Source organism: Chloroflexota bacterium (genome assembly GCA_026710945.1).
Classification (GTDB): Bacteria; Chloroflexota; UBA11872; order VXOZ01; family VXOZ01; genus VXOZ01.
This window is the reverse complement of the sequence record JAPOQA010000059.1, coordinates 122,199-145,067: the sequence shown is the minus strand read 5'-3', so window position 1 is coordinate 145,067 and position 22,869 is coordinate 122,199. Positions and strand designations below refer to the sequence as shown.

The 22,869-nt window shown below is 59.9% G+C and carries 18 protein-coding genes; 17 read left to right on the top strand and 1 reads right to left on the bottom strand.

The window, feature by feature from the left end; all coding sequences use genetic code 11:
• Positions 1–807: 807 nt before the first annotated feature.
• The 9 genes from lexA (at position 808) to OXE05_12345 (ending at position 10,652) form a co-directional block, all read left to right on the top strand.
• Positions 808–1,434: a transcriptional repressor LexA gene (gene lexA, locus OXE05_12385; protein MCY4438117.1), complete on the top strand. Its 627-nt coding sequence runs from the start codon at positions 808–810 to the stop codon at positions 1,432–1,434.
• 290 nt (positions 1,435–1,724) lie between these two features.
• The gene (locus OXE05_12380; protein MCY4438116.1) at positions 1,725–2,411 is read left to right on the top strand and encodes a sigma-70 family RNA polymerase sigma factor; all 687 of its coding nucleotides are present in this window, start codon (positions 1,725–1,727) and stop codon (positions 2,409–2,411) included.
• 324 nt (positions 2,412–2,735) lie between these two features.
• Positions 2,736–3,458 (top strand): DNA methyltransferase, encoded by a 723-nt coding sequence (locus OXE05_12375; GenBank protein ID MCY4438115.1) that lies wholly within the window; start codon positions 2,736–2,738, stop codon positions 3,456–3,458.
• Complete coding sequence (locus tag OXE05_12370) at positions 3,455–3,958, top strand: hypothetical protein (GenBank protein ID MCY4438114.1); 504 nt, start codon at positions 3,455–3,457, stop codon at positions 3,956–3,958. The genes OXE05_12375 and OXE05_12370 overlap by 4 nt, the downstream gene beginning before the upstream one ends.
• A gap of 175 nt (positions 3,959–4,133) precedes the next feature.
• Positions 4,134–4,808: a bifunctional 4-hydroxy-2-oxoglutarate aldolase/2-dehydro-3-deoxy-phosphogluconate aldolase gene (locus OXE05_12365; protein MCY4438113.1), complete on the top strand. Its 675-nt coding sequence runs from the start codon at positions 4,134–4,136 to the stop codon at positions 4,806–4,808.
• A 373-nt stretch (positions 4,809–5,181) separates the two neighbouring features.
• On the top strand, positions 5,182–6,645 hold the full coding sequence (locus tag OXE05_12360; protein MCY4438112.1) for a menaquinone biosynthesis decarboxylase: 1,464 nt from the start codon (positions 5,182–5,184) through the stop codon (positions 6,643–6,645).
• Positions 6,646–6,809: 164 nt separating this feature from the next.
• A complete protein-coding gene (locus OXE05_12355; GenBank protein ID MCY4438111.1) occupies positions 6,810–8,684 on the top strand; it encodes a proton-conducting transporter membrane subunit in 1,875 nt (624 codons plus the stop codon).
• Complete coding sequence (locus OXE05_12350) at positions 8,681–9,274, top strand: hypothetical protein (GenBank protein ID MCY4438110.1); 594 nt, start codon at positions 8,681–8,683, stop codon at positions 9,272–9,274. Before OXE05_12355 ends, OXE05_12350 begins: the two co-directional genes overlap by 4 nt.
• A gap of 1 nt (position 9,275) precedes the next feature.
• A complete protein-coding gene (locus tag OXE05_12345) occupies positions 9,276–10,652 on the top strand; it encodes a proton-conducting transporter membrane subunit (protein ID MCY4438109.1) in 1,377 nt (458 codons plus the stop codon).
• Between the two features lie 222 nt (positions 10,653–10,874).
• Here the strand turns inward: OXE05_12345 and OXE05_12340 are convergent, their stop codons facing one another.
• The gene (locus tag OXE05_12340) at positions 10,875–11,900 is read right to left on the bottom strand and encodes a Gfo/Idh/MocA family oxidoreductase (protein ID MCY4438108.1); all 1,026 of its coding nucleotides are present in this window, start codon (positions 11,898–11,900) and stop codon (positions 10,875–10,877) included.
• Between the two features lie 193 nt (positions 11,901–12,093).
• Here OXE05_12340 and OXE05_12335 point away from each other — a divergent pair, with 193 nt between their 5' ends.
• The 8 genes from OXE05_12335 to OXE05_12300 all read left to right on the top strand — a co-directional run bounded on the left by OXE05_12335 (position 12,094) and on the right by OXE05_12300 (position 22,516).
• Positions 12,094–13,098: a zinc-binding alcohol dehydrogenase gene (locus OXE05_12335; GenBank protein ID MCY4438107.1), complete on the top strand. Its 1,005-nt coding sequence runs from the start codon at positions 12,094–12,096 to the stop codon at positions 13,096–13,098.
• Positions 13,099–13,362: 264 nt separating this feature from the next.
• Complete coding sequence (locus OXE05_12330; protein MCY4438106.1) at positions 13,363–14,745, top strand: extracellular solute-binding protein; 1,383 nt, start codon at positions 13,363–13,365, stop codon at positions 14,743–14,745.
• Between the two features lie 259 nt (positions 14,746–15,004).
• A complete protein-coding gene (locus OXE05_12325) occupies positions 15,005–16,390 on the top strand; it encodes an extracellular solute-binding protein (GenBank protein MCY4438105.1) in 1,386 nt (461 codons plus the stop codon).
• 305 nt (positions 16,391–16,695) lie between these two features.
• Positions 16,696–18,213, top strand: a complete 1,518-nt coding sequence (gene rny / locus OXE05_12320) for a ribonuclease Y (protein ID MCY4438104.1) — start codon at positions 16,696–16,698, stop codon at positions 18,211–18,213.
• 186 nt (positions 18,214–18,399) lie between these two features.
• Entirely contained in the window at positions 18,400–18,660 is a 261-nt protein-coding gene (locus tag OXE05_12315; protein ID MCY4438103.1) for a stage V sporulation protein S, read from the top strand.
• Positions 18,661–18,898: 238 nt separating this feature from the next.
• Positions 18,899–19,807, top strand: a complete 909-nt coding sequence (locus OXE05_12310; protein ID MCY4438102.1) for a polysaccharide deacetylase family protein — start codon at positions 18,899–18,901, stop codon at positions 19,805–19,807.
• 487 nt (positions 19,808–20,294) lie between these two features.
• Entirely contained in the window at positions 20,295–21,203 is a 909-nt protein-coding gene (locus OXE05_12305; protein MCY4438101.1) for a polysaccharide deacetylase family protein, read from the top strand.
• Positions 21,204–21,397: 194 nt separating this feature from the next.
• Positions 21,398–22,516 carry an FAD-dependent oxidoreductase gene (locus OXE05_12300; GenBank protein ID MCY4438100.1) on the top strand — a complete coding sequence of 373 codons (1,119 nt, stop codon included), beginning with the start codon at positions 21,398–21,400 and terminating at the stop codon, positions 22,514–22,516.
• Positions 22,517–22,869: the final 353 nt, after the last annotated feature.

The following is a 22,869-nucleotide window of genomic DNA, read 5'->3' as shown; positions in this document are numbered from 1 at the left end:
ATAAGGGGTAAAAGGGGTTGTAATTTTACAAAATATTTACTATACTGGGAAAAACGCCGTGCAGAGGACGCGAACATGGGAGGTCTGGCAGGTGCCGATGGCGTGACTCACCGTTCGCCCTGAGCCCTTCGACAAGCTCAGTACAGGCCTGTCGAAGGGCGAACGGTGGCGTCGAGGGAACCACAGTGCACGAGAACAGGGGAGGACTGGCAGGTGTTGTGCTGGGGAACAGGCTGCATCGGCGCGACAGAGAGGAACCTTATGATGATGTGGCCGTTGCCGATGACTAGACCAAGACGGTGCTTATCCTTGACTCCAAGCCTGTCCCGTGTCGGAGCACGGGGGCAGCGGAGGGTTTGTCCCCCGCGCTACGGCCTGCCTTGTGGCAGCAAGGAAAACCCTCTTTCCCTCAGGAGAGCTTTGCGCAACTCTAACGAGCACGCGGAATTGGGCTGGAACGGTGAAGATTCGCCCTCACCCCGGCCCTCTCCCCCAGGGAGAGGGTGCAGAGCGCGGAACCGAGCAAACATTGAGCTGCTCCGGTTCCCTCTCCCCCAGGGAGAGGGTGCAGAGTACGGAACCGAGCAAACATGGAGCGGCTCCGGTTCCCTCTCGCCCAGGAGAGAGTGCAGAGCACGGAACCGAGCAAACATGGAGCGGCTCCGGTTCCCTCTCCTGGGGGAGAGGGTTAGGGTGAGGGGATCTTCTCACTTACCGGCTTGAGTTGTGCAAAGGTCTCCCACACCGGAGACACCCGATGACAGATTCATTCGTTAGCGATAGTTGGCGACAGAGAGGAAGGTGCACATGAAGGAAACGCATACGACGGGTAAGCCACTAACCGGCAAGCAACGGCAGGTGCTGACGTTTATCACGCGCGTGCAGCAGGAGGGACGCTGGCCCACCTTGGAAGAGATTGCCCGCTGCATCGGCGCGCGCGCACCGGCGGCGGCGCACCACCACCTGAAGCGCTTGGAGACCAAGGGCTACCTGCGCCGCACGGCCTGGGGCAGCTACGAGCTGACGCCCCAGGTCCAGATGCTGGAGGGCTTGGGCGTGGCGCGCGTGCCGGTGCGCGGCACGATTGCCGCCGGTACCGGCGTGGAAGCGGTGGAGGCGGTGGAGGACTGGCTCACCGTGGATAGCGTCTTCGCCCGTCACCCGGACGTCTACGCGCTGCGCGTGCAGGGCGACAGCATGGTGGATGCCTGCGTCTGCGACGGCGACCACGTGCTCCTTCGCCCCCAGCCCGCCGCGGAGAACGGCGAGATGGTGGCGGCCTTGCGCGAGGACGGCACCGCCACGCTGAAGCACCTGCAGCGCGACGGCGGACAGGTCTTTCTCGTACCCGCCAACCCGTACTACCCCACGCTCCCCGGCGACAACATCACCATTCTCGGCAAGGTGGTGGGCGTGATCCGCGTGTTCGCATGAGGGGAGCCGCAAGCATGAGCCGACAGCAAGGGATCCCGAGCGCATGGTACGTACCGTTCGTCCTGAGCTTGTCGAAGGACCGAAGGACGAACGGGAAAACCCCCAACATGCGGATGAACGTCCGACGCCGTAGGGGCGCCGTAGGGGCGCTTCGCGAAGCGCCCCTACACCTCGTGAAGCGCCTCTGCACCACGCCTCGCGAAACGCCCCTACACCAAACGATCCTACGCAATACGACCCAACGTTACATACCAGAAACCGTTCCAGCTAACGAAGGAGAGGAAAGAGCAATGGCAGCGACAATGCCCTTAATGAATGCGACGCCGTTGGCAAAAGCGGCGCCTGTGGCGAAAGAGCCCACGCCCGCGCAGCCGCGCCGCGGGCAAAATCTGCCTGACGAACTGTTCGTCACGGTGCAAGCGGCAAAGCAGGGCAACACCACCGCCCAGATGCTGCTCATGGACCGCTTGCGTCTGCCGATGGAGCGCCAGATACGGCGTCTGAAGCGGAGCTTCCGGCCTTCGGAAGCTGAAGACGCCCGCCAGGAGGTGCAGCGCCTCTTTCTGGAGTTGCTCTACGAGTATGACTACCGGCGCAACGGCAACTTCGAAGCCTACATGTGCACCATGCTCAAGTGGCGCGTGCACAACTTCGGCCGCACCTCCCGGCGCATCGCGCCGCCGGATCCCGCCCATAACCAGTCGCTCAGCGATGAGATTACGGCCTACCTCGCCGAGCAGTGCTTGCGCAAAGGGAAACCCACAGCGGAACCGGCCATCCACGCCGAGCTCGAAATAGCCCTGCAGGCGCTCACACCGAAGCAGAAAACCGTGCTCTACGCCATCTACTGGCAGGACCGCCGCGTGGTGGATATCGCCGCGCGCATGGGCGTCAGCCCGCAAGCCGTGCGCGCTATCCGCCAGCGTGCGGAAAAGATCCTCCGCCGCCACCTGGAAGCCTGCGGCGCCGCACCGTAGACCGATACACGGCGATGGATGCCTATCTGGCAGAGAAGCGCAAATGCGTAGATGACCGCGCACACGACACAGCGTATCAAGCGACGGGGAGTAGGTTATAGTATAGAAAGCTACGTCGCAAAAAGAGACGCGGGTGCTATCGTGTCCGGGTGGAATTCGAAGGCATTGGCAACTGCAAAAAGCAAGAGGCGCATGTAGGGTAAGACCGACTCAATCCATAACGCCGCGCGGAATGCGCATCCGCCCAGACGACCGACGAAAGTTGTACCGAAAACCAAAAAACATGCTGGCATGCACGAGGAGCAGACCAGGAACGCAATCGCCATGCCAAATGCTTCCTATCAGCCTACACAAACCAAGAAACGTGCTCGGATCGTCCAAAACGGTTTGCCGACAAACGAACTCGTTCTAAGCGCACACGTGGGGGGAAACGAAAGCGTTTTCCCGCAGATTCTGTCACTTTATGTCCCGAAGTTCAGCTTGATTGCAGATGTAACCTACGGTGATGGGGTCTTTTGGCGCAACGTTCCTGAGAACCAATACAAAGTTCTCGGAACTGACATCCAGACCGGAGTAGATTGTCGCGACTTGCCCTATGAGGATGGTGAGATCGATTGTGTGGTTCTCGATCCGCCCTACATGCATTCTCCAGGCGGCACGGCCCATCAGAGCCAAAGCGCATTTGAGCAATACTATCGGAACAACGAAACAGGCAATAACACAACCAAGAAGTACCATGAAGCAGTATTGGAACTGTACGTGGATGCGGGCGCAGAGGCCCACAGAGTACTGCGCGATCAAGGAGTCTTGATCGTCAAGTGCCAGGACGAAGTGTGCTCAAATCGTCAACGCTTCACTCATGTAGAAATCATGGAGTCGTACCGTAGGCTAGGATTCATCCCTGAAGACCTATTTGTCGTGGTCAGAAACAACCGACCTGGCGTCAGCCGCACAGTAAGGCAGGTCCACGCGAGGAAGAACCACTCCTACTTTCTCGTATTCTGGAAGAAGGGGGCCTCGCGGGGTGCCTGGGAACCACCAGAATGAACGCGGTAGATTTGTTAGCTCACATCATTCGAGAACACGCGCCGGAAGATATCTGGCAGGACTCTCCGCTAATCGGGTACCGCATGCTTGGCAATACTAATCGAGGTGAAATTGGGGAGACGTTCATTCGACGCTACTTGGAACAGCACGGCATTTCAGTGGGAAATGGCAAGCGGACATCCCGAACCGATCTTCGTGTTGAATCGTTGTTGTTTGAAGTCAAGACAGCATCCTTAGGTGCGAACCAAACTTTTCAATTCAATCACGTGCGCTTGGATCGGGGATACGACTATCTCCTGTGTCTTGGCATATGTCCCCGCCAGGTGGTGTTCAATATGTGGCGAAAAGGCGCGGTTGCTGAATACCGGGCGGGAACGTTGGTGCGGATGGCGGAAGGCCAAGCAGTTACGTACAAACTAACCAAGAAACTTGACGACATGGTAGACATCGTTGCATTGCCGTCTAAGGTGATGAGCGTGTTGGCGGGAGAGCACGAATAGGCACCTAAATGCCCTTCAGAGTGGCGGTGGCAGTCTGATAGACTTGCGTTGCAATTGAGTAAGATGCGACTAGAAGGTGCTCTCGCATTCTTAGAGAATAGCCTGCTCTCCATAAAGTAATGACGGGAGTACAACAATTGGGTAGCAGACGAAAACACAAACTGGGACTCTAACAGTGCAAACTTTGCAGAGTGTACGCGCGCAGGCGCAGGTAGCGCGCACCGAGGCAGCCGGAATGGTCATGATCATCCGGGGCGTGCCTCCTGAGTGGGCGGTGCCCATTGGCGAGGCGCTGCTGGCAGCGGACGTGAACGTGATGGAAATCACGCTCAATACGCCCCACGCGTTGGACATGATCGCCGCGCTGCACGACGCGCTGGGCGAGCAGATGGCGATTGGCGCAGGTACGGTGCTCTCCGTAGCGGAGGCCGAGCAAGCACTGGCCGCCGGAGCGGAGTTCTTCGTCTCGCCGCACCTCGATACCGCGATCGTAGCGTTTGCCAACGAGCACGACTGCATGGTGGTCCCCGGCGCGTTCACGCCCACGGAGGTGTTCACCGCTCTGCGGGCAGGCGCGGACATCGTAAAAGTATTTCCCGCCAATATTGTCGGACCGCAGTTCTTCAAGGACCTGCAGGGCCCCTTTGGTCAGATTCCTTTACTGCCGACCGGTGGGATCACAATCGAGAACGCCGGGACATACATCAAGAGCGGCGCCTTGGCGCTCGGCGTCGGCGCGGGACTGCTGGATTGGCAGCGTCTGGACGGTGAATTCGAACGCGTAACGGCAGCGACGCGAGCGATGCGGGCGGCCATAATGCAAGCCCGGCAAGAGATGGAGACCCAGTAGCGCAGGTTTGAAACCTGCGGCCCGGCAGCGTAGGTCCGCAACCTGCGGCCCAGTAGCGTAGGTTCGCAACCTGTGGCCCGGCAGCGTAGGTCTGTAACCTGCGGTCCGGTAGCGTAGGTTTGTAACCTGCGATCCGATATCGTAGTTCCGCAACCCGCGCCGGATTACGTACGGATTAAACGTAGCGCGGGGCTTGTCCCCCGCAGTGGGTTGAGGGCGTATGGAACGAAGAAAAGATGGATTCCGGCTTTCGCCGGAATGACGGAACTGGCGGCTCCCAGGGGAGTAGCGCGGGGGCTTGTCCCCCGCCTCCCCGTGTCGGAGCACGAGTCAGGCCTGGCACGAAGCTTTTTAGGAGGAATGCACACCTCAGATGCCACCCACGTTCAAAGACCTCCGCGAATACGTCGCGTTCCTTGAAGGCAAAGGGGAGTTACAGCGCATTACGGCGACGGTAGACCCCGAGCTAGAGATTACGGAGATAACCGACCGCGTCACCAAAGCGGGAGGGCCCGCGCTGCTCTTCGAGAACGTACAGGGCTCGGACATACCGCTGCTCATCAACACTTTTGGCTCGGAGCAACGCACGGCGTGGGCGCTCGGGTCCGATTCGTGGGAAGAGCTGCCGCAGAAGCTGGAAAACCTCCTGGGCATCGCGCTGGGCGGCCCGCCGGAAGGACTCGCCGCCAAGTTGCAGGCCGGCGGCGAACTGTTTAAATTGTCGCGCATTGCGCCCAAAGTAGTGAATTCTGCGCCCTGCCAGGAGGTCGTGCTGACCGGCGACGACGTGGACCTGGGCATGCTGCCCATCATCAAATGCTGGCCGCTGGATGCGGGGAAATATATCACCCTGCCGCTCGTGTGCAGCTATGATCCGAATACCGGCAAGCGCAACGTGGGCTGCTACCGCATGCAGGTGCTTAGCAAGAACACCACAGCCATGCACTGGCAGCGGCACAAAGGCGGGCGCGAGCACTACGACGACAGCGTGGAAAAGAAGGAACGGCTGCAACTGGCGGTGGCGCTCGGCGCGGAACCGGCGGCGGTGTATTCCGGCACCGCGCCGCTGCCGCAAGGCATCGATGAGTTTCTCTTTGCCGGATTCTTGCGCGGCGGGCCGGTGCAACTCGTCAAGGGCAAGACCGTGGACGTGATGGTGCCCGCTAACAGCGAGATCGTGCTCGAGGGCTACGTGGAACCCGGCGAATACGCGACTGAGGGTCCATTCGGCGACCACACGGGCTATTACTCGATAGCGGACCAGTACCCTGTCTTTCACATTACGGCCATTACGCACCGGCGCGACCCGATGTACGTCACCATCATTGTGGGCCGCCCGCCGATGGAAGACCTCTACATGGGCAAGGCCACCGAGCGCATCTTCCTGCCGCTCATCAAGATGATGGTCCCGGAGGTCCATGACATTGCCCTGCCGGACGAAGGCGTCTTTCACAATATTGTCTTCGTTTCCATTAAGAAGCGCTTTCCCGGTCACGCGCGCAAGACCATGTACGCTCTTTGGAGCCTACATCAGATGATGTGCGTCAAACTCATTGTGGTGGTAGATGACGACATTGACGTGCAGGATACGTCCGAGGTCCTCTTCCGCATGGGGAACAACGTCGATTGGAAGCGGGATACGGTGATTGTAGAAGGGCCAGTGGATTCGCTCGACCACGCGGCGCCGCTGCCGAACTATGGCGGCAAGTTGGGCGTGGATGCCACCCGCAAGACGGCGGAAGAGGGCTTTACCCGCGAGTGGCCGGAAGACATCGTAATGAGCCCGGAGATCGCGGAACGGGTGACGCGCCGCTGGCAGGAGTATTTTCGCGTCTGATACCCTTGCTTTGCTACCTAATTCTGAGAGAGCTATAGGAAGACTCCGCGCGCCAGGGGCGCGCGGCCGAGGGCCCGCAGTACAATTGAGAGCAGACAGTCGGCGAATCCTTGCTGCATGGGTAGGGAACAGCCTCCTCACTGCAGATCGAAAGCGCAGAGGCCGTGCAGAATCTCTTCTTTAGTGTGCCGCACCCCTGGCTGTTTGGGCCGGCGGCGGTGTTCCTCGGCCTCAGCTTGCTTTTCATCGGTGCCGACTATGTCGTGCGGGGAAGCACGTGGCTGCAGCAACGCTTGCTGCGGTGGCGTTGGCTGAGACCGCTCGTGGTTGCGCTCCGTCTCTCTAACACATGGATTGAGGTATATCCCATTGTTGCCACGGTTGCCATTGCCGGGCTCCTCGTGCAGATCAGCGTCTACGCGGCGCTTGGCGCCGAAGCGCCGTGGGAAGTCGAAGTCGGACCCTGGCTCTCGCTCCTCAACAACGCAATCGTGCTGGCCTTTCGGCTCGACTCCGTAAGCCTGCTCTTTCTCTGGCTTGGCGCAGCGATATTGCTCTGCTTTCTTTGGATTCTTCCGGCGGCGCATCTCCCGCGAGATCAAATGGGTAGAGCCTACGCTTGCATCCTTCTCACGCTCTGCGCCTACGGAGGCTTGGTGCTCTCCGAGAACCTGCTCTTTCTCTACGTGTTTTGGGAAGCGCTGGGCTTGACCAGTTACTTCCTGGCCGTATTACCCCGGGAAGAACGCCCGCAGGTAAGTGCGGCGGCGGTGCGCTTGCTCATGGTGAGCCACTTTTCCGGTTACGGTCTGCTTGCGGCAATTCTTATCATTTCTCGCCGGAGCGACCAATATCTCTACGGCGACATTCCTTCCGGCGCCTTCGATGCACTGGTCGTGGGTCTCGTATTGGCCTCCGTGGCCGCTCGGGCAAGTTGGCCTCCCTTTCACGGTTGGGCGGCCTCCCTGCGCAGTCATCTCGCGCCAATTTACGCGAATGTGGCGGGTATCATGCTGCTAGGAACCATGTACGTAGTCGCGCGGTTTCTCGTGCTCTCCGGTCCGGAGCCGTTCCTTCCGTGGTCGAACCCGTTGCTCATTGTCGGCGGTCTGAGCTTGGCGCTCTCGATTGCCGCAATGCTTGCATTAGGCAGGCTCGCCTCCCTGCTCGCCGTTAATTGGATCGGTCACGCCGGCCTCATCGCGGTGGCGGTTGCCGTAGGCACGTACCAGGCCATAGCCGCGGCGGCGCTGATCGTCTTCAGTGGGGGCATCGGCATGGCGCTGGTCGCGGCGGCGGGGCCGTCGCTCTTGGCGATACACCGCCAGAGCCAGCGCGCCATTTGGGCCTTGCCGGCAGCCACCGTAGTTATCGGCATTGCAGCGCTCGCAGGAGTGGTTCTCCCCTTGAGCGCCGCTTCGCGTTCATTCCTCTACTTGGCAATTGATAGAGAGACCTGGGCAATTCCCCTGCAGGCTCTCATAGTTCTCTTTGGTATCACAGTTATCGTTACCTTTGGGCGCTGGATGCAGCGCCTCTTTGTCAATCCACCACTCACCTCGGTGCGCAGAGCGGAAGTCTTGCTCGGCCAGGGAAGTCTCGTGTGGCTTCTTGTCGCAGGGGGAACTGTCATGGCAGTATTGCAGTGGCAGTTTTCCGTACTTGTCTGGCCGGCGGTCACGACGATAAGCCACGCCACTATGTCGGATCAGGCGACGTTCTCTTGGGCTGCGCATTTGGTGCCGAGCACGCTCTCTACGGCACTGGTAGGCGGCGTCGGTGTGATTGCCGTAGTGCTCTTGCGGCGCATGCATCCTCGGGATCGGCGGCAACTGGCATCCATAACCCGGACAATCGGCGGCGCTGCGGACCGCCTTCTCGTGCCGCCTAACGGCCTGCTCCTGCTCTTGGGACGTTGCCTGGCGTTTCTCGGCAGAACCTCCACCGCGGCGGAGCGGCGCTATTACATTGCAATCGCAATGCTCGCCATATTCGGGCTTCTCGTCCTGCTCCTGGAAACGCAAGGGATTGCCTCGTGAGCTGGGAACACTACACGCTCGCAATTCTCCTTGCCGGTGCCTGTACGGTTTTGGCGGTGCGCCAGTGGCTCGCGGTTTACATTGGGCTTGTCGCCACGTTTCTCGGCACTTCTCTGCTGCTCATGGCTTACACAGGGACGGTTGTGGGAGTCACGCGCATCATCATTGGCCTCACCGTCGCCACCATGCTCGCCGCAGCTTTGTGGGTGGAGCGGGAGCGGCCACTGCAAAACCAGTCCATATTCGAGACTCCCACGCTGATAGGTGTCGCCGCCCTTGGCATTCTGGCAGCGTATCTGCTGGCTGAGCGCATTCCTGCGTTAATCCCCCAAATTGCCGCTATGGCTGCGGCAGCCGTGCTCCTGCTTGGCTTCTTTGCGGTGGTGCTGCGTACCAGCATCTTTGGTATGAGCATGGGAGTGTTGCTCGTCGTCAATGGACTGGACTTTACGATCTGCTTGTTCCTCGGTGAACAAGGCATGGCATTGTTAACGGTGCAAGGCTTGGTGCTGGTCGGGGTAGGCTTCTTGGCAACTCTGGTGCAGATCATCGAGTTCGAGGGCGTATTGGAGCGGGATGCTAGCAGATAGCGTGCTAACAACACCATTGCACTTGCTCATCGTCCCTATTGGCGCGGCGGGGCTAGCCATTCTCTTTCGGCGCTGGACGGCGTTTTCAGGGCTGGTTGCCCTTAGCGCGCTCGTCGTTACATTCATGCTGGTAATGGTCTTGGATACCGATTCCGGCAGCTCCATTCTGACTTTCACGATACAGCTTGACGCCAGAGCGCGTTTGCCATTGCTTGCAGTCACTGGGCTACTTGCACTCACTCTGGTGTTTCACTTAATCCGCAGCCAAGGAGAGTTCTTTCCCGCAACCACGTGCGTCTTGGCGGCAGTCCTGATTGCCGCGGCAATGATCTATACGCGCTACGTCGTTGCCGCGGCTTTGCTGCAGTTAGCGCACGTTGTGGCGGCCATGGGCATCTTGGGCACAGTGCCGACGCAACGCATAGGCGTTACCATGATCCGCTATGCGCTCATGATGACGATTGGGGGCGCGCTGATTGTGTTGGGCCTGCTGTTGGTAGACCAATATCGCGTGAGTCCCGAGACGGAACTCAGTGTACGCGCCATTGCCGCCGTGCTTTCCGTGGGCTTCGGCACTCTGCTGGCCGCCGCGCCGCTCTACTTCTGGCTACCGGACGTAGCGTATCGCGCGCCGGTGATGGGGTTTATCTTGATTGCCGCAGTTCTACATACCGCAACGACGACATTCTTGGTTTCGGTGATGGCCACGTTTCCGTGGCTTTCCAACGACGCGCAGTTGAACGCCACGGCCGCCTTGGGTGGACTAGCCACGGTCCTGATCGGGGCGCTTCTGGCATTTAGCGCCAATGACCTGCGCGGACTCCTGGGCTATTCCACGGTGAGCGCGAGCGGCTTTATCATCATAGGGGTTGCTTCTCGCTCGGCATTGGCGGTTACGGGCATTCTCTATCAGGCGCTGGCAATGGCGGCGGCGCTCTTCTTGCTCGCCATTCTTGTCGGCGTGATCGAGGAGCGTCTCGGCGGCGCTTCCTTTGCGCAGTTGGCCGGGCTGACGTCCCGCGCTCCCTTGCTTACCCTTGCGTTCATCGTGGGCAGCTTTTCCATTGTCGGCGTGCCGGGCTTTGCCAGCTTTCCCGGTCGCTGGCTTGTCTTTCAAGCCGCTTCGCAACAGGGTGAGTGGTTTCTCTTCACTCTCCTCGCAGGGAGCGGACTGCTGATGCTCGCGTATGCGCGGGCGCTCCGCGCCTGCCTCCAGCCGGTTCAGATACCCGGCAGGATCAGCCCCTTCTCGCGTTCCGGCTCAATTATGGCCGTGCTCGTTGCCCTGCTCTGTTGCGGATTGGGCATCTACCCGTCACCGATCTTCTCTGCGATTCTCGATGTGGTCAAAGATCTCAGTTTCGTGCGCGCTGTTTAGGCAGGCCCTCTGGCCACCGCCTTGGGAGTGGTCGCCGGCAATAACGTACCGGCCTGCGGCGGCAGACTTCACCAGCAACTGCATTGGGAACGTAGAGCCGCAAATGCGCAAGACGGGCAAACTGCCCGTCTTGTTGAAGGTTCGTGGTGCATGCGTCATTCCAGAAGCTTCGCTTGTACGCTTGCCGGCGCTCCGCAGCGATTTCCAGTTTTTGGGAGGAGGCTAGACCGTATCGAGCGACACGATCCGCTGTTCCTCTACTGATAGGTACGCTCCCCGGATCAGGCGCAAAGTGGCGATGCCGTCGGCCAAGCTCTGCACCGGCGTCTCGCCGTTTTCGAGGCAGCCGATAAAGTGTTCGATCTCCCGGGCAAACGTGTCGGGAACCTGGAGTTCCTTTACCGCGGGCCGGTCCATGCCGTTCAGCATCATCTCAATGCGGCCCGGCCCTGCCGAGATCGTGCCCCGGTCGCCTACCACGTGGATCGAATAGCCCGACGGCAGGTTCATGGCCCACGAGCTGAGGACCTGGCCGGTGGAACCATTCTCGAAGGCCACCAGCACTTGCGCCGTGTCCTCGCCGTCGAGTTGCGGCAGGCGGTGATTGGTCAGCAATGCACTGACGGTCATCGCTCTCGAGCCGGCCAAATAGAGCAGGCGATAGGTCGGGTGGTAGCCCGTATCGATAAGCTCGCCGCCGCCCATGAGTTCGCGTTTGGAGCGCCACGTGCCCGGACCATGCGACGATAGCGCGGCCGAGCCCGTTCTGATGTAGGGCCGGCTCAGAAAGCAGTCGGCGGAGTGAATCCAGTAGACGTCGCCTACGAGGCCGTCATCGATGCGTGGCTTGATCTCCTGCACGGATTCTGTGAAGACCTGATTGTGGGCGCACATGAGCGTGATGCCGTTCGCCTCAACGGCCGCTTCAATCTCCTTGGCTTCGTCCATCGTCAAGCAGAGCGGCTTTTCGATGAGGACGTGTTTCTTGGCTTCCGCCGCCGCCACCGCGGCGTCTTTATGCACGTGATGCGGCAAACAGATGTCCACCGCGTCTACATTGGGATTTTGCAGGAGTTCGCGGTAGTCCGTGTAGACCTGCGCGCCGCCCACTTGCGCCGCGCGCGTCTGCGCGGCAGCTTCCACCACGTCCGCCACCGCCACCACCTTGGCGCGGTCGCTATTGGCGTTCCAACCCCGCGCGTGGCCGTTGCTAATGCCGCCGCACCCAATAATGCCAACACCTAACATTCCAGTTTGCGTCCTTTCCCGTACAATTGGACCTGTCAGCGGTCAAGACTACGTCCTATTATGGGTTTTTCTGCGCACAGTGCAAATGACTGCGCCAAGCGGGAACGAATGCAGTAGCGCGGGGACTTGTCCCCCGCTGGATCAGTAGCGCGGGGGCTTGTCCCCCGCTGAATACAGAAGAGGAGTGATAGGCATGCAAGCAACCCAGATAGTTTTTCCCGAACAGAATAAGGTAACGATTGAAGCCGTAACGCTGCCGCCGCTTGGGCCACACGACGTGCTGGTGCGCACCGAGGTCAGCCTGATTAGCGCAGGCACCGAACTGACGAATCTGCGCGGCGATATGGAGCGCCAGTCCTTCCCCAAGTATCCGGGCTACTCCAACGTGGGTGTCGTGGAGCGCGTGGGCGATGAGGTTGGGGATTTTAGCGAGGGTGACCGTGTGCTGAGCAACGGCCGGCATGCTTCCCACCACGTCGTTAACCGCGCCACCGGCCGCACCGGCGCGCCGCAGACATTGCTGCGGGTACCCGATGGTGTCGACCCGGCTGACGCCACATTTACGACCCTGGGCGCGGTCGCCATGCACGGCATCCGCAAAGCGGAGCCCAAGTTAGGGCAGACTGCCGCCGTGGTGGGCCAAGGCGTCGTCGGACAACTCCTCTGCCAGCTTCTGCGTCTGAACGGCGTGCATCCTGTGATCGGCATTGACGTCTTTCCCGTTCGATTAGAGATGGGAGCGCAAAGCGGTACCCCGGTTTTGGTCAACGGAGCCGACGAGGACGTCGTGCAGCGCGTAATGGAGGTTACCGGCGGCGCGGGCGTGACGTACGGCTTTGACGCCACCCGCAGCGGCACCGCCATGCGCATGCTCATGGATATGGCCGCTCAGAGCGGCAAGATTCTCCTCGTGGGCAGTATCCCGCGCATCGTGGAGATTCCGCTCTTCGATCCATTGCAGACGAAAGAGCTCAGCATCATCGGCGTGCTCCAGCCGCGTTCGCCCATGATTGCCCATCCCTACTACCCGTGGACGCAAGAGCGCAACCGCGCGGAGATTCTCGACTTGCTCGCGCGGCAGGCGCTGAAGGTAGACCATCTCATTACCCACCGCATGATGCCGGCGCAAGCCCCGGAGACCTACGACATGATCGCGCGCGGCGGCGCAGATTGGCTGGGGGTGGTTTTTGAGTGGTAGGACTCCGCAGGTTTGGCGTCTTGAGCTGGGTTCCTCGGTCTTGGTCTTTAACTTGGGTTGAGAGCGGCTCTAGGCTGAGCGTTGATAACCTATACTCTGACTCTTGAAGGCAGAACGCTCAAGCACTAGATTGCCGAAATGGCAGACAATCACACCGATTCGAGCACGTTGGCACACTGATACTTGACAGGATAGATGTTCTTGTTGTATTTTTAGCGTGTCCGAAAGTGGGTAAGTAGGTAGCGCTCAGGAGGATTTCACACCATGAGAAGCACAGGACGATTTAGTCGACGCTCTCTCCTCGGCTGGAGTGGCGTGGTAGGCGGCGGCGCATTGCTGGCAGCCTGCGGCGCGGCGCCCGCCGCCATGGAGGGCGAAGGCGAGATGGAGGCCAAGGAAGAGGCCCCCAAGGCTGAGACGGCCGCAAAGGCGCCTGAGGCGCGCAGGATCGTGCACACTGACTGGTGGCGGCCCGGCGGCGCGCCCACAATTCAGGAGTACTTCGACGGCATCAAGGCTGACTTTTCGGAACTGAATCCCGGCGTGACCGTCGATACGGTCCACGTGCAGGGCACAAATGGGCTGCGCGAACACGTTACCGTGATGATCGCTGCCGGCGAGCAGGTGGACTCTTCACAGGTCTCGGTGGCGTTCATCCTTGACTGGCTACTGAAAGACTTCTTGCAGCCGCTCGACCCGTTTCAGGCCAAAGACCCCGATACGGCGCCCGACAAGTTCGTTGACTCCGGCCGTTTCTTCAACCAGCACAACGGCATGACCTATGGCATCCCGTACGACGGCCCCGCAACCGTTGTGATGGGGCTTAACACGCGCGTGCTGACGGACGCCGGCCTCGATGTCGATCGCGAAGTAACCTGGAATTGGGAGTGGGACCAGTTCCTGGAATATGCGCAGAAGGTGCACGAAGTGTCGGGCGAGAATATCACGCGCTTGGGCTATGGCACCAGCGGCTTCAGCCTGTCTGGCATCGCGCGGTGGCTCTACCCCAACGGCGCTACCCTGTATACGGAGGACAATTCGGCAGCGGCCTTCGATTCCCCATCGGGCATTGCCGCGGGACAGTTCAAGGAAGACTTGCAACTGAAGCACAAGTTTGGCCCCACGCCTGAAGGAGCGACCTTCGTCAACGAGCAAATCGTCCTTTCCCAACAGGGTTCTTGGGCTGTCGGGTACATCTTCGGCAACAATGAAAACCTGGAGTTTGACTTTGCGCCCTTCCCCAAGGGTCCCGACGGCGAGACCCCTGGCAGCATGACCTGGACGAACCAGTGGTGCCTCTTCAGTGTCTCCCCAGACCCCGAATTGGCGTGGCAGTGGATGAGCTGGGTGAACAGCGAAGCCACCCTGGAGAAGTACTTCGCCGGCATCCTTTCCCGCCAAGCCGGCCGCAAGGAGTTCTACCAGAGCGAGCCGTGGCAGAAGATCGTGGCCGAACGGCCGATGCTGAAGGACCTGGAGAAGATCGCTGACAATTCCGGCCCGTACCCGTGGCTCCACACAGCCGCAGGCAACGAAGCCACCAAGCCGGTGTGGGATGCCCTGAATAACCAGGAACTCACCGTGCAAGAGGCCTTCCCGCAGGCCGCGGGGCTGCTCAATGGCGTTTTGGAGGAGTTGGGCACCTAAGCAAGCTCATTCCTCTGCTCTTTAGTACAGCGATTAAAACTGGGCGGGTTGCAAAACCCGCCCAGTTTTCTTTTGCTACGACCGCGCCCTACATGCTCTCGAAGGGGAGAGTGGTGCTTCATGTTAAGAACCATCGCAAAGCAGAGTATTGTCAGCTTGTTGACAGCAAATGGGCGGCTTAGTACCGTTAGGGCAACGGCTTTGCTCTACGGTGAGCATGCCGAGAGTAGGTAGGTAGTGCTCAGGAGGTTTTCATACCATGAGAAGCACAGGACGATTTAGTCGACGCTCGCTCCTCGGCTGGAGTGGCGTGGTAGGCGGCGGCGTATTGCTGGCGGCCTGCGGCGCGCAGACCGGCGCCATGGAGGGCGAAGGCGAGATGGAGGCCAAGGAAGAGGCCCCCAAGGCTGAGATGGCAGACACGAAAGAGATGGAGCCCCGTGTGATTGTCCACACGGACTGGTGGCGGCCCGGTGGCGCGCCGACAATTCAGGAGTACTTCGACGGCATCAAGGCTGACTTCGCGGAACTGAATCCCGGCGTGACCGTGGAGTCGGTCCACGTGCAGGGCACCATCGGCTTGCAGGACCACGTAACCACAATGATTGCCGCCGGCGAGCAGGTGGACTCCTCGCAGGTTTCGGTAGCCTTCATTCTTAACTGGTTGCTGAAAGACTTCCTGCAGCCGCTCGACCCGTTCCAGGCCAAAGACCCTGACACGGCGCCCGACAAGTTCGTGGACTCCGGCCGCTTCTTCAACATGCACAACGGCCAGACGTACGGCATACCGTATGACGGCCCCTCCACCACCGTGGTTGGACTCAATACCCGCCTGCTCACGGACGCCGGCCTCGACCCCTCTCGTGAAGTTACCTGGAATTGGGATTGGGACCAGTTTGTAGAGTATGCGACGAAGATTCACGAGGTGGATGGCGACAATATCACGCGCTTGGGCTATGATGCCGACGGCTTTAGCATCTATGGCATAGCGCGGTGGGTCTATCCCAATGGCGCCACGCTCTACAAGGCTGATAATTCAGCAGCGGCCTTTGACTCCCCCGAAGGCATTGCCGCGGGCCAGTACAAGGAAGACCTGCGCCTGAAGCACAAGTTCGGCCCCAAGCCGGAAGGTGCGACGTTCGACAACGAGCAGATTGTCATTGACGCCCAAGGTTCCTGGAGTGTAGGGTACATCTTCGGCCGCAACGCAGAGTTGGAATTCGACTTTGCCCCCTTCCCCAAGGGCCCCAGCGGAGAGACTCCCGGTAGCGTCACCTGGACGAACCAGTGGTGCCTCTTCAGCGTCTCGCCAGACCCCGAATTGGCGTGGAGCTGGATGAGCTGGGTCAACAGCGAGGCCACCCTGGAGAAATATTTCGCTGGTATTCTCTCCCGGAATGCCGGTCGCAAGGAATTCTACCAGAGCGAAGCCTGGCTGGCACGTGTCGAAGAGCGTCCGGTGCTGGCGGATCTGGAGAAGATCGCTGACAATTCCGGCCCGTACCCGTGGATACACACGTCCGCAGGAAACGAAGCCACCAAGCCGGTATGGGATGCCCTGAACAATCAGGAACTCACCGTGCAGGAGGCGTTCCCGCAGGCCGTTGAGTTGCTTAACGGCGTTCTGGCCGACCAGGGCGGATAGCGGCTATTTCCTTTGCTGCGTAGCAAGGCAAATGAGACTGGGTGGGTTGTACAACCCGCCCAGTCTTTCATTTCTGCCACGGCCATGCTCAGCCTGCTCAACGCAAGAACTACGGTTGGGCAAAGTGTTGCAAGTGCGTTGACAGCGGAACGGCAACTTAGTACCGTTAGGGTGGGTAAATTCGTTCGCACTAGCGGTGAACGCCTTGCCCAATATAAAGGCTTGATTGCCACGTATGGTGTTAGAAATGTTTCGCTTTTTTGCATGGAATCGCGGAGAGGTAGGCCAAGGGCATGGAGCAATGGATGCTTGTCGTGCCTCTGCTTGTCCTAATCCCTGGAGCTTTTGTAGTCGGTTTTTGGACACAACGATTGATCCAACATCGCAATACCCAAGCGGCGGCGGCTGAAGCACAGAGGCTTTTGGAGGATGCAGAGACCACACGCAAACGACTGGAAGTAGAAGCTAAGGATGAAGCGCTCAGGCTTAAGACCAAAGCGGAAGATGAGATTGGGCGTTGGCGCGGGGAGCTTACCCGCACCGAGCGCCGTCTGCAACAGCGCGAAGAAACGCTAGATCAGCGCACGACGCAGGCTGAGCGCCGCGAGAGAAAGGTCGGCGAGTTCGAGAAACGGGTGGAGCGCGATCGGGACGCAGTAATCGGGCTGCGTCAGAAACAGATCAGCGAACTTGAGCGCATCGCCCAGATGACGGCCGACGAAGCGAAAGAGGTGCTGACGAAGAGCATCGAAGAAGAGGTGCGCGAAGAGTGCACCCGTATGATCAAGCAATTGGAAGCCTCGGCGCGTGAGGATTCAGAACGCAGCGCGCGCCGTGTGATTGCTACGGCAATCCAGCGGCTGGCCGCCGATCATACCGTCGAAACGACGGTCTCGGTCGTTACCTTGCCAAATGAGGAGATGAAGGGCCGCATCATCGGTCGCGAGGGGCGCAACATCCGTGCCTTGGAACTCCTCACCGGCGTGGACCTCATCATTGACGACACGCCCGAAGCGGTGGTACTGTCTGCGCACGATCCCGTCCGGCGAGAGGTCGCGCGTCTGGCTCTGACCCGACTAATCCAAGATGGGCGCATTCACCCCGCCCGCATCGAGGAGATGGTGGGCAAGGCCGACAAGGAAATCGAGGATACAATTTGGGAGGAAGGCGAGCAGGCAGCCGACTTGGCGCAGGTGCGCGGCCTGCCGGCCGAATTGATTCGCCTCATCGGACGGCTGCGCTACCGCTCTAGTTACGGCCAGAACGTGCTGGCCCACAGCGTTGAAGTGGCGCAGTTGGCAGCCAGCATGGCAGCGGAAATCGGCGCCGACGTAAATGTCGCTCGGCGCGCGGGCCTGCTCCACGACGTGGGGAAGGCGGTTGACGCCGATATGGAAGGTCCCCATGCGCTGGTGGGAGCGGAAATGGCGCGCCGCTATAATCAGTCGCCCAAGATCATCCATGCCATTGCCGCCCACCACAACGATGAGGAGCCACGCACTGTAGAAGCATTTGTCGTATCGGCGGCGGATGCCATTTCTGCTTCGCGGCCCGGCGCGCGGCGCGATTCGATCGAGCGGTACATGCAGCGCCTGCGGGCACTGGAAGCCGTGGCGAATTCCTTCTCCGGTGTGGAGAAATCATATGCAATCCAGGCTGGGCGGGAAGTGCGGATTATGGTGCGTCCCGACGAAATTGACGAGTTAGGCGCGGTACGGCTATCGCGTGATATCTGCAAGCAGATCGAAGAGACGCTTGATTACCCAGGCCAGGTGAAAGTCACGTTGATTCGCGAGACACGGGTGGTGGGTTATGCGAAGTAACGTAGGATTATTGGACGTAGGCTGCCGTGAGTGGACGGCAGCGCAGCCTGGTTCCAGCCGCATAAGATCTTGCAAGAGAGGCACATGAGGCGAGCGAGAAAAGTATAGGCGTTTTCAAGGAATACGTGCTCTGGCCCACCTGAGCGACTAACGTTGCACTCAACATCGGTGCTGGAGGGGGAGCAAATGGAGATTCTGAAGGTAGCTTCACAGTCCAAGCCGACGGCTGTGGCCGGCGCAATTGCAGGCGTGGTACGCGAATCCGGACGGGCCGAGGTCCAGGCGATTGGCGCGGGAGCAGTAAATCAGGCCGTCAAGTCCATTGTGATTGCGCGAGGCTACTTGGCGCCCAGCGGAATCGACCTCATTTGCATTCCAGCCTTCATCGAGGTGACGGTGGAGAATGGCGAGCGCACGGCGATCAAGTTTATCCTTGAGTCGCGGTAGCCTCCCCTTATTCACTGTTACAGGCGGGTGCAGCGCCATTTGCCGTAGAAAGCTCTGCGGGAGCATACTAAGGCTGTTCTCGCCGCGAAGGCACCCATGATAAAGCTCCTTGCAGGCCTTCTGCATTACTGCCTCCCCAAGCGCACTAACGGTTACCGGGGCGGCGGCAAGAAATGCGTGAGAGCATAGAGTCACCGCATTCACCGAGCGCATTTCCACGTAGCATAGGAGAAGACGGATGTACCCAAATGGAGCGGATTTCGGCCTAAGCCTGACGTTTGATATCGAAATGTGCAGCAATTTCCCGTACTGGACGTCAGTCTGGGACCATCGCAAGGGCGCCATTGACGAGGACAGCAAGCTCTATATGGGCAAGATGCTGGACGTCGCGGACAAGTACGGGGTGAAGTTTCAGTTCTTCCTCGTAGGCAAGGCGCTGGAAGACCCGGATATCGACTACCTGAAGCGCATGACGGCCGAAGGTCATGCCGTGGACAACCACACGTATAACCACGTCTCCGTGAAAGCTCAGGACATTCCGCAGCTCCAGCCCGTGTACGCTAATGCGCCGTGGCGGGCCGCCGGCCTCAATGCTCTGGAGTGTATTGAGCGCGAAGTGCGGCAAACCTCCACGGCCATCACCGAGAAACTCGGCGTCGCCCCCACCGGCTTTCGCACGCCCGGCGGGTTCAACAACGGCCTTGACGATGTGCCCGCCGTGCAGAAAGTTCTCAGCGACGCGGGCATGCAGTATGCCTCGGCCCGGTACTATTTCCCGGTCGATACGGAGAAGAAGCGTCCTGCTGCGGAAGTCCTCAATCAGGCGATGGAGGCAAGCATCGACGCGCTCCAGCCCTCCCGCTATCCCAACGGGTTGCCGGAACTGCCTTTGGCAGGCATCACAGACATCTGGGCGTTTCGCGTGCTGGATCTCGACCGCTGGGAATTCATCGACGTGCTCAAGCGCGGCATCGACCACGCCCACGCTAACCGTCAGGTACTGAGCCTCTGCTTCCATCCGCCGGTGCTGGCCGTGCGCGATCCCCACTGCGACATGCTCGACATCGTATTGCGCTACGCCATGGAAAAATCCGGCGGCTGCTGGATTACGACAAACCAGGAGATGGTCGCCCACACACTGAACTAAGTACTTGGGCTCAACACACCTGCGCGTACGGAACAAGCTCATGTGTCGTTGGCCGACCGTAGCGCGGGGGCTTGTCCCCAATGCTGTCGCACTAAAAGCACAGGGGGACGCTTGGCATTCCCTACGCGCATAGGGAACGCGTATCTCCTCTCTTCCAGAGTTGCGTATTGCTCCCTCTCCCTGGGGAGAGGGCCGGGGTGAGGGGGTGGTGCAGCGTTGCAGCAATGAAGAGAGACCTGCAACCATAAGGATTGCGTCCCAGCAGGAGGACGCAGGTTACAAACCTGCGCTACCGGGCAGGGCACTGAGAACACCATGTTCTTCACCCCGGCGGTTAATGCGACAGCATTGGGGCTTGTCCTCCACTCTTTGGCGGGAACAACCAACCGCATTTTGAGCAAGACGCGTAGCAACGCACAGTGGACAGCGACGCAACAAAATCGAAAATTCCATCCGCTTGAGCATAACAAGACATAAGGACGCACACATGTTCCCAAACGGCGCCGAATTCTCCCTCAGCCTCACGTTCGACATCGAAATGACGCCCAATTTCCCTTATTGGACCTCCCGGTGGAACCATCGCAAGGGTGAGATAGACGAAGGCACCAAGCTCTATTTGCGCAGGATGAGCGAGATAGCGAAGAGCTACGGGGTCAAGTTGCAGTTCTTCCTGGTCGGCAGCGCGTTGGAAGACCCGGACATCGATTATCTGAAGCAGCTCGTCGACGACGGTCATGCCATCGACAACCACACCTACACCCACGTGAACGTGAAAGCCAAGACGATTGATGGTTTACAGGAGGTCTATGCCAACGCCCCCTGGCGCGCCGAGGGCCTCACGCCGTTGGAAGTCATCCGGCAGGAGATCCGGCAGACAAGTGACGCAATCGAAGAGAAGCTAGGCAAACGGCCCCAGGGCTTCCGCACGCCGGGCGGGTTCGACGGCGGGCTCGACGACGTGCCGGACGTGCAAGACGTGCTGCGGGACGAGGGCTTTCGCTTTGCCTCGGCCAATTACCATTATCCCGTAGACAACACTGTGCGGCACCACCCCACGGCGGAGCTGGAAGCGGCATTTGGCACCAGTCTTAACAAACTGCAACCGTACCGCTATCCCAACGGCCTGCTGGAGATCCCGCTGATGGGTATTACGTCCATCTGGGCCTTCCGGCACATGGACCTGGATCGCTGGGAGTTCATCGATCTCATCAAGGCCGGTGTGGACCATGCCCACGAGCACAAGCAAATCTTCAGCCTGTGCTGTCATCCGTCGGATATCGCCGCTCGCGACCCGCATTGCGACATGGTGGATGCCGTGCTACGCCACGCGCTGGACAAACCCGGCGGCTGCTGGGCGACAACCAACCGCGAAATAGCGGACCACCTAAACAACTGAGAATCCAAGCACGCTGCGCAGTCCGGCACATCCACCGCAATCCGAGTCACGCGTACAGCGGCGTTTCCCACTACGAACGCCTCGAGGCCTGAAAGTGTACGGCTCGACCGCGTTGCGTCTAGAATAGTGGCAATACTTCGCACCAAACTAAGCAGGCGTAATCCTGCTGAGTACGAGGAGAGAGTGGAGACTCTATGGAAACCGCAGATGTCGTTGTAATTGGCGGTGGGATTGTCGGCACCACGATCACGTATCATCTCGCGAAAGCCGGCGCGGGCAAGGTGGTGCTCTGCGAACGGAAGACTATTGGCTCCGGGACGAGTTCCATGTCCGGCGCCATGTGCGGCCAGCAAGCGGAGATGACGGACACCATCGCCAAGCTGGCGGTACGCGCCCGCGATATTTACGACAACTTTGCCGACGTCATTGGCGGCGACTGCGGTTTTTTCAAGTATGGCATCTTGAATCTCTCCGACTCGATGGAATCAGCCGAAAACGCTGCCGCGAGGGCGAGAAAGAACGGCTCCGCCGCCCGCGCGCTCACGCTCGACGAGGCCAAGGACTTCTACCCGGAAGCCAACGTGGAGGGGGCGGGCGCGGCGCTCCTCTATGGCGAGACGGGCAACGTGGACGCCTACCGCACCATGCAGTCCTATGTGGCTGGCGCGAGGGCACACGGCGTGGAGATTCGCGAGTTTACGCCGGTCACGCACATTCACGCCAAGGGCGGACGCATCGAGCGGTTGGAGACGCCGGGAGGATCAATCGTGCCGGGCAAAGTCGTGCTCGCCTGTGGGCCGTGGAGCCACAAGGTGGCGCGCTCCGCCGGCTTGCGCCTGCCCATTCAACCTTCGCAGGTCGGCGTGTCGTTCTACCGCCAGCCGCCCGATTTCTACGACCGGCCGCCGGTGTTCAGCGTGGACCTTGCCATTATTCCCTGGCACAACAAGCATTTTCGCGTCTTGTGCGACCGGCGCGATCCGCTGGTCAAGATTGAACCGGATCCCACCAATGCCGTGCCGCCGCAATGGATGGTGGACTGGACGACGGAAGTGATCGAGCGGCGGCTGCCCAAGATGAAGCGCGGCCGTTTTCAGGGCGCGTATCAGACTTGCTATGATGACACCCCCGACCTGAAACCCCTCCTGGGCTACATTGCCGGCTACGAAAACCTGTTCCTCGATTGTGGGTGGAGCGGCCGCGGTTTCAAGTTCTCCGTGGCCCTCGGTGAGTACAACGCCAAGTGGATCATGGAAGGCAAGACTGAACTGGACCTGGCGCCGTGGCTGGCGAGCCGGTTCCTAGGTGCATGAACTGGCCCGCCGACAAAAGTGTCGCAAGCGAAGAATGTTGACCCTCTGCGCATTTCGTCCATCTTGTCTCATGACAGTGCGCACCGTCCACCCTGAGCTTGCGGCCAATTCTCCCGTTCGCCCTGAGCCTGTCGAAGGGTGGACGGGACGCGCCGCGTTGAATTCGCCAACTTTGTAGTGTAGTCTCATCTACGGGGCGCACGGAGTCTCGCTTTCCATAGAAGAAGCAATGTTGACGTTTCAAGTCATTCCGAGCGGGCAGCGGCCCCGTGCGAAACACGGGGAAGAATCTGATATGCAGCGGGAGGGATTGTTCCCGCTCCAGGCAGTGTGCACTATTGCGGAGGGGATGG

What these genes read in the sequence shown, in the direction of transcription:
- lexA (MCY4438117.1), top strand. Translation starts at nt 808, where the DNA reads ATGAAGGAAACGCATACGACGGGTAAGCCACTAACCGGCAAGCAACGG.
- OXE05_12340 (MCY4438108.1), bottom strand. Translation starts at nt 11,900, where the DNA reads ATGTTAGGTGTTGGCATTATTGGGTGCGGCGGCATTAGCAACGGCCAC.
- OXE05_12375 (MCY4438115.1), top strand. Translation starts at nt 2,736, where the DNA reads ATGCCAAATGCTTCCTATCAGCCTACACAAACCAAGAAACGTGCTCGG.
- OXE05_12335 (MCY4438107.1), top strand. Translation starts at nt 12,094, where the DNA reads ATGCAAGCAACCCAGATAGTTTTTCCCGAACAGAATAAGGTAACGATT.
- OXE05_12310 (MCY4438102.1), top strand. Translation starts at nt 18,899, where the DNA reads ATGTACCCAAATGGAGCGGATTTCGGCCTAAGCCTGACGTTTGATATC.
- OXE05_12300 (MCY4438100.1), top strand. Translation starts at nt 21,398, where the DNA reads ATGGAAACCGCAGATGTCGTTGTAATTGGCGGTGGGATTGTCGGCACC.
- OXE05_12315 (MCY4438103.1), top strand. Translation starts at nt 18,400, where the DNA reads ATGGAGATTCTGAAGGTAGCTTCACAGTCCAAGCCGACGGCTGTGGCC.
- OXE05_12370 (MCY4438114.1), top strand. Translation starts at nt 3,455, where the DNA reads ATGAACGCGGTAGATTTGTTAGCTCACATCATTCGAGAACACGCGCCG.
- OXE05_12380 (MCY4438116.1), top strand. Translation starts at nt 1,725, where the DNA reads ATGGCAGCGACAATGCCCTTAATGAATGCGACGCCGTTGGCAAAAGCG.
- OXE05_12325 (MCY4438105.1), top strand. Translation starts at nt 15,005, where the DNA reads ATGAGAAGCACAGGACGATTTAGTCGACGCTCGCTCCTCGGCTGGAGT.
- rny (MCY4438104.1), top strand. Translation starts at nt 16,696, where the DNA reads ATGCTTGTCGTGCCTCTGCTTGTCCTAATCCCTGGAGCTTTTGTAGTC.
- OXE05_12330 (MCY4438106.1), top strand. Translation starts at nt 13,363, where the DNA reads ATGAGAAGCACAGGACGATTTAGTCGACGCTCTCTCCTCGGCTGGAGT.
- OXE05_12360 (MCY4438112.1), top strand. Translation starts at nt 5,182, where the DNA reads ATGCCACCCACGTTCAAAGACCTCCGCGAATACGTCGCGTTCCTTGAA.
- OXE05_12305 (MCY4438101.1), top strand. Translation starts at nt 20,295, where the DNA reads ATGTTCCCAAACGGCGCCGAATTCTCCCTCAGCCTCACGTTCGACATC.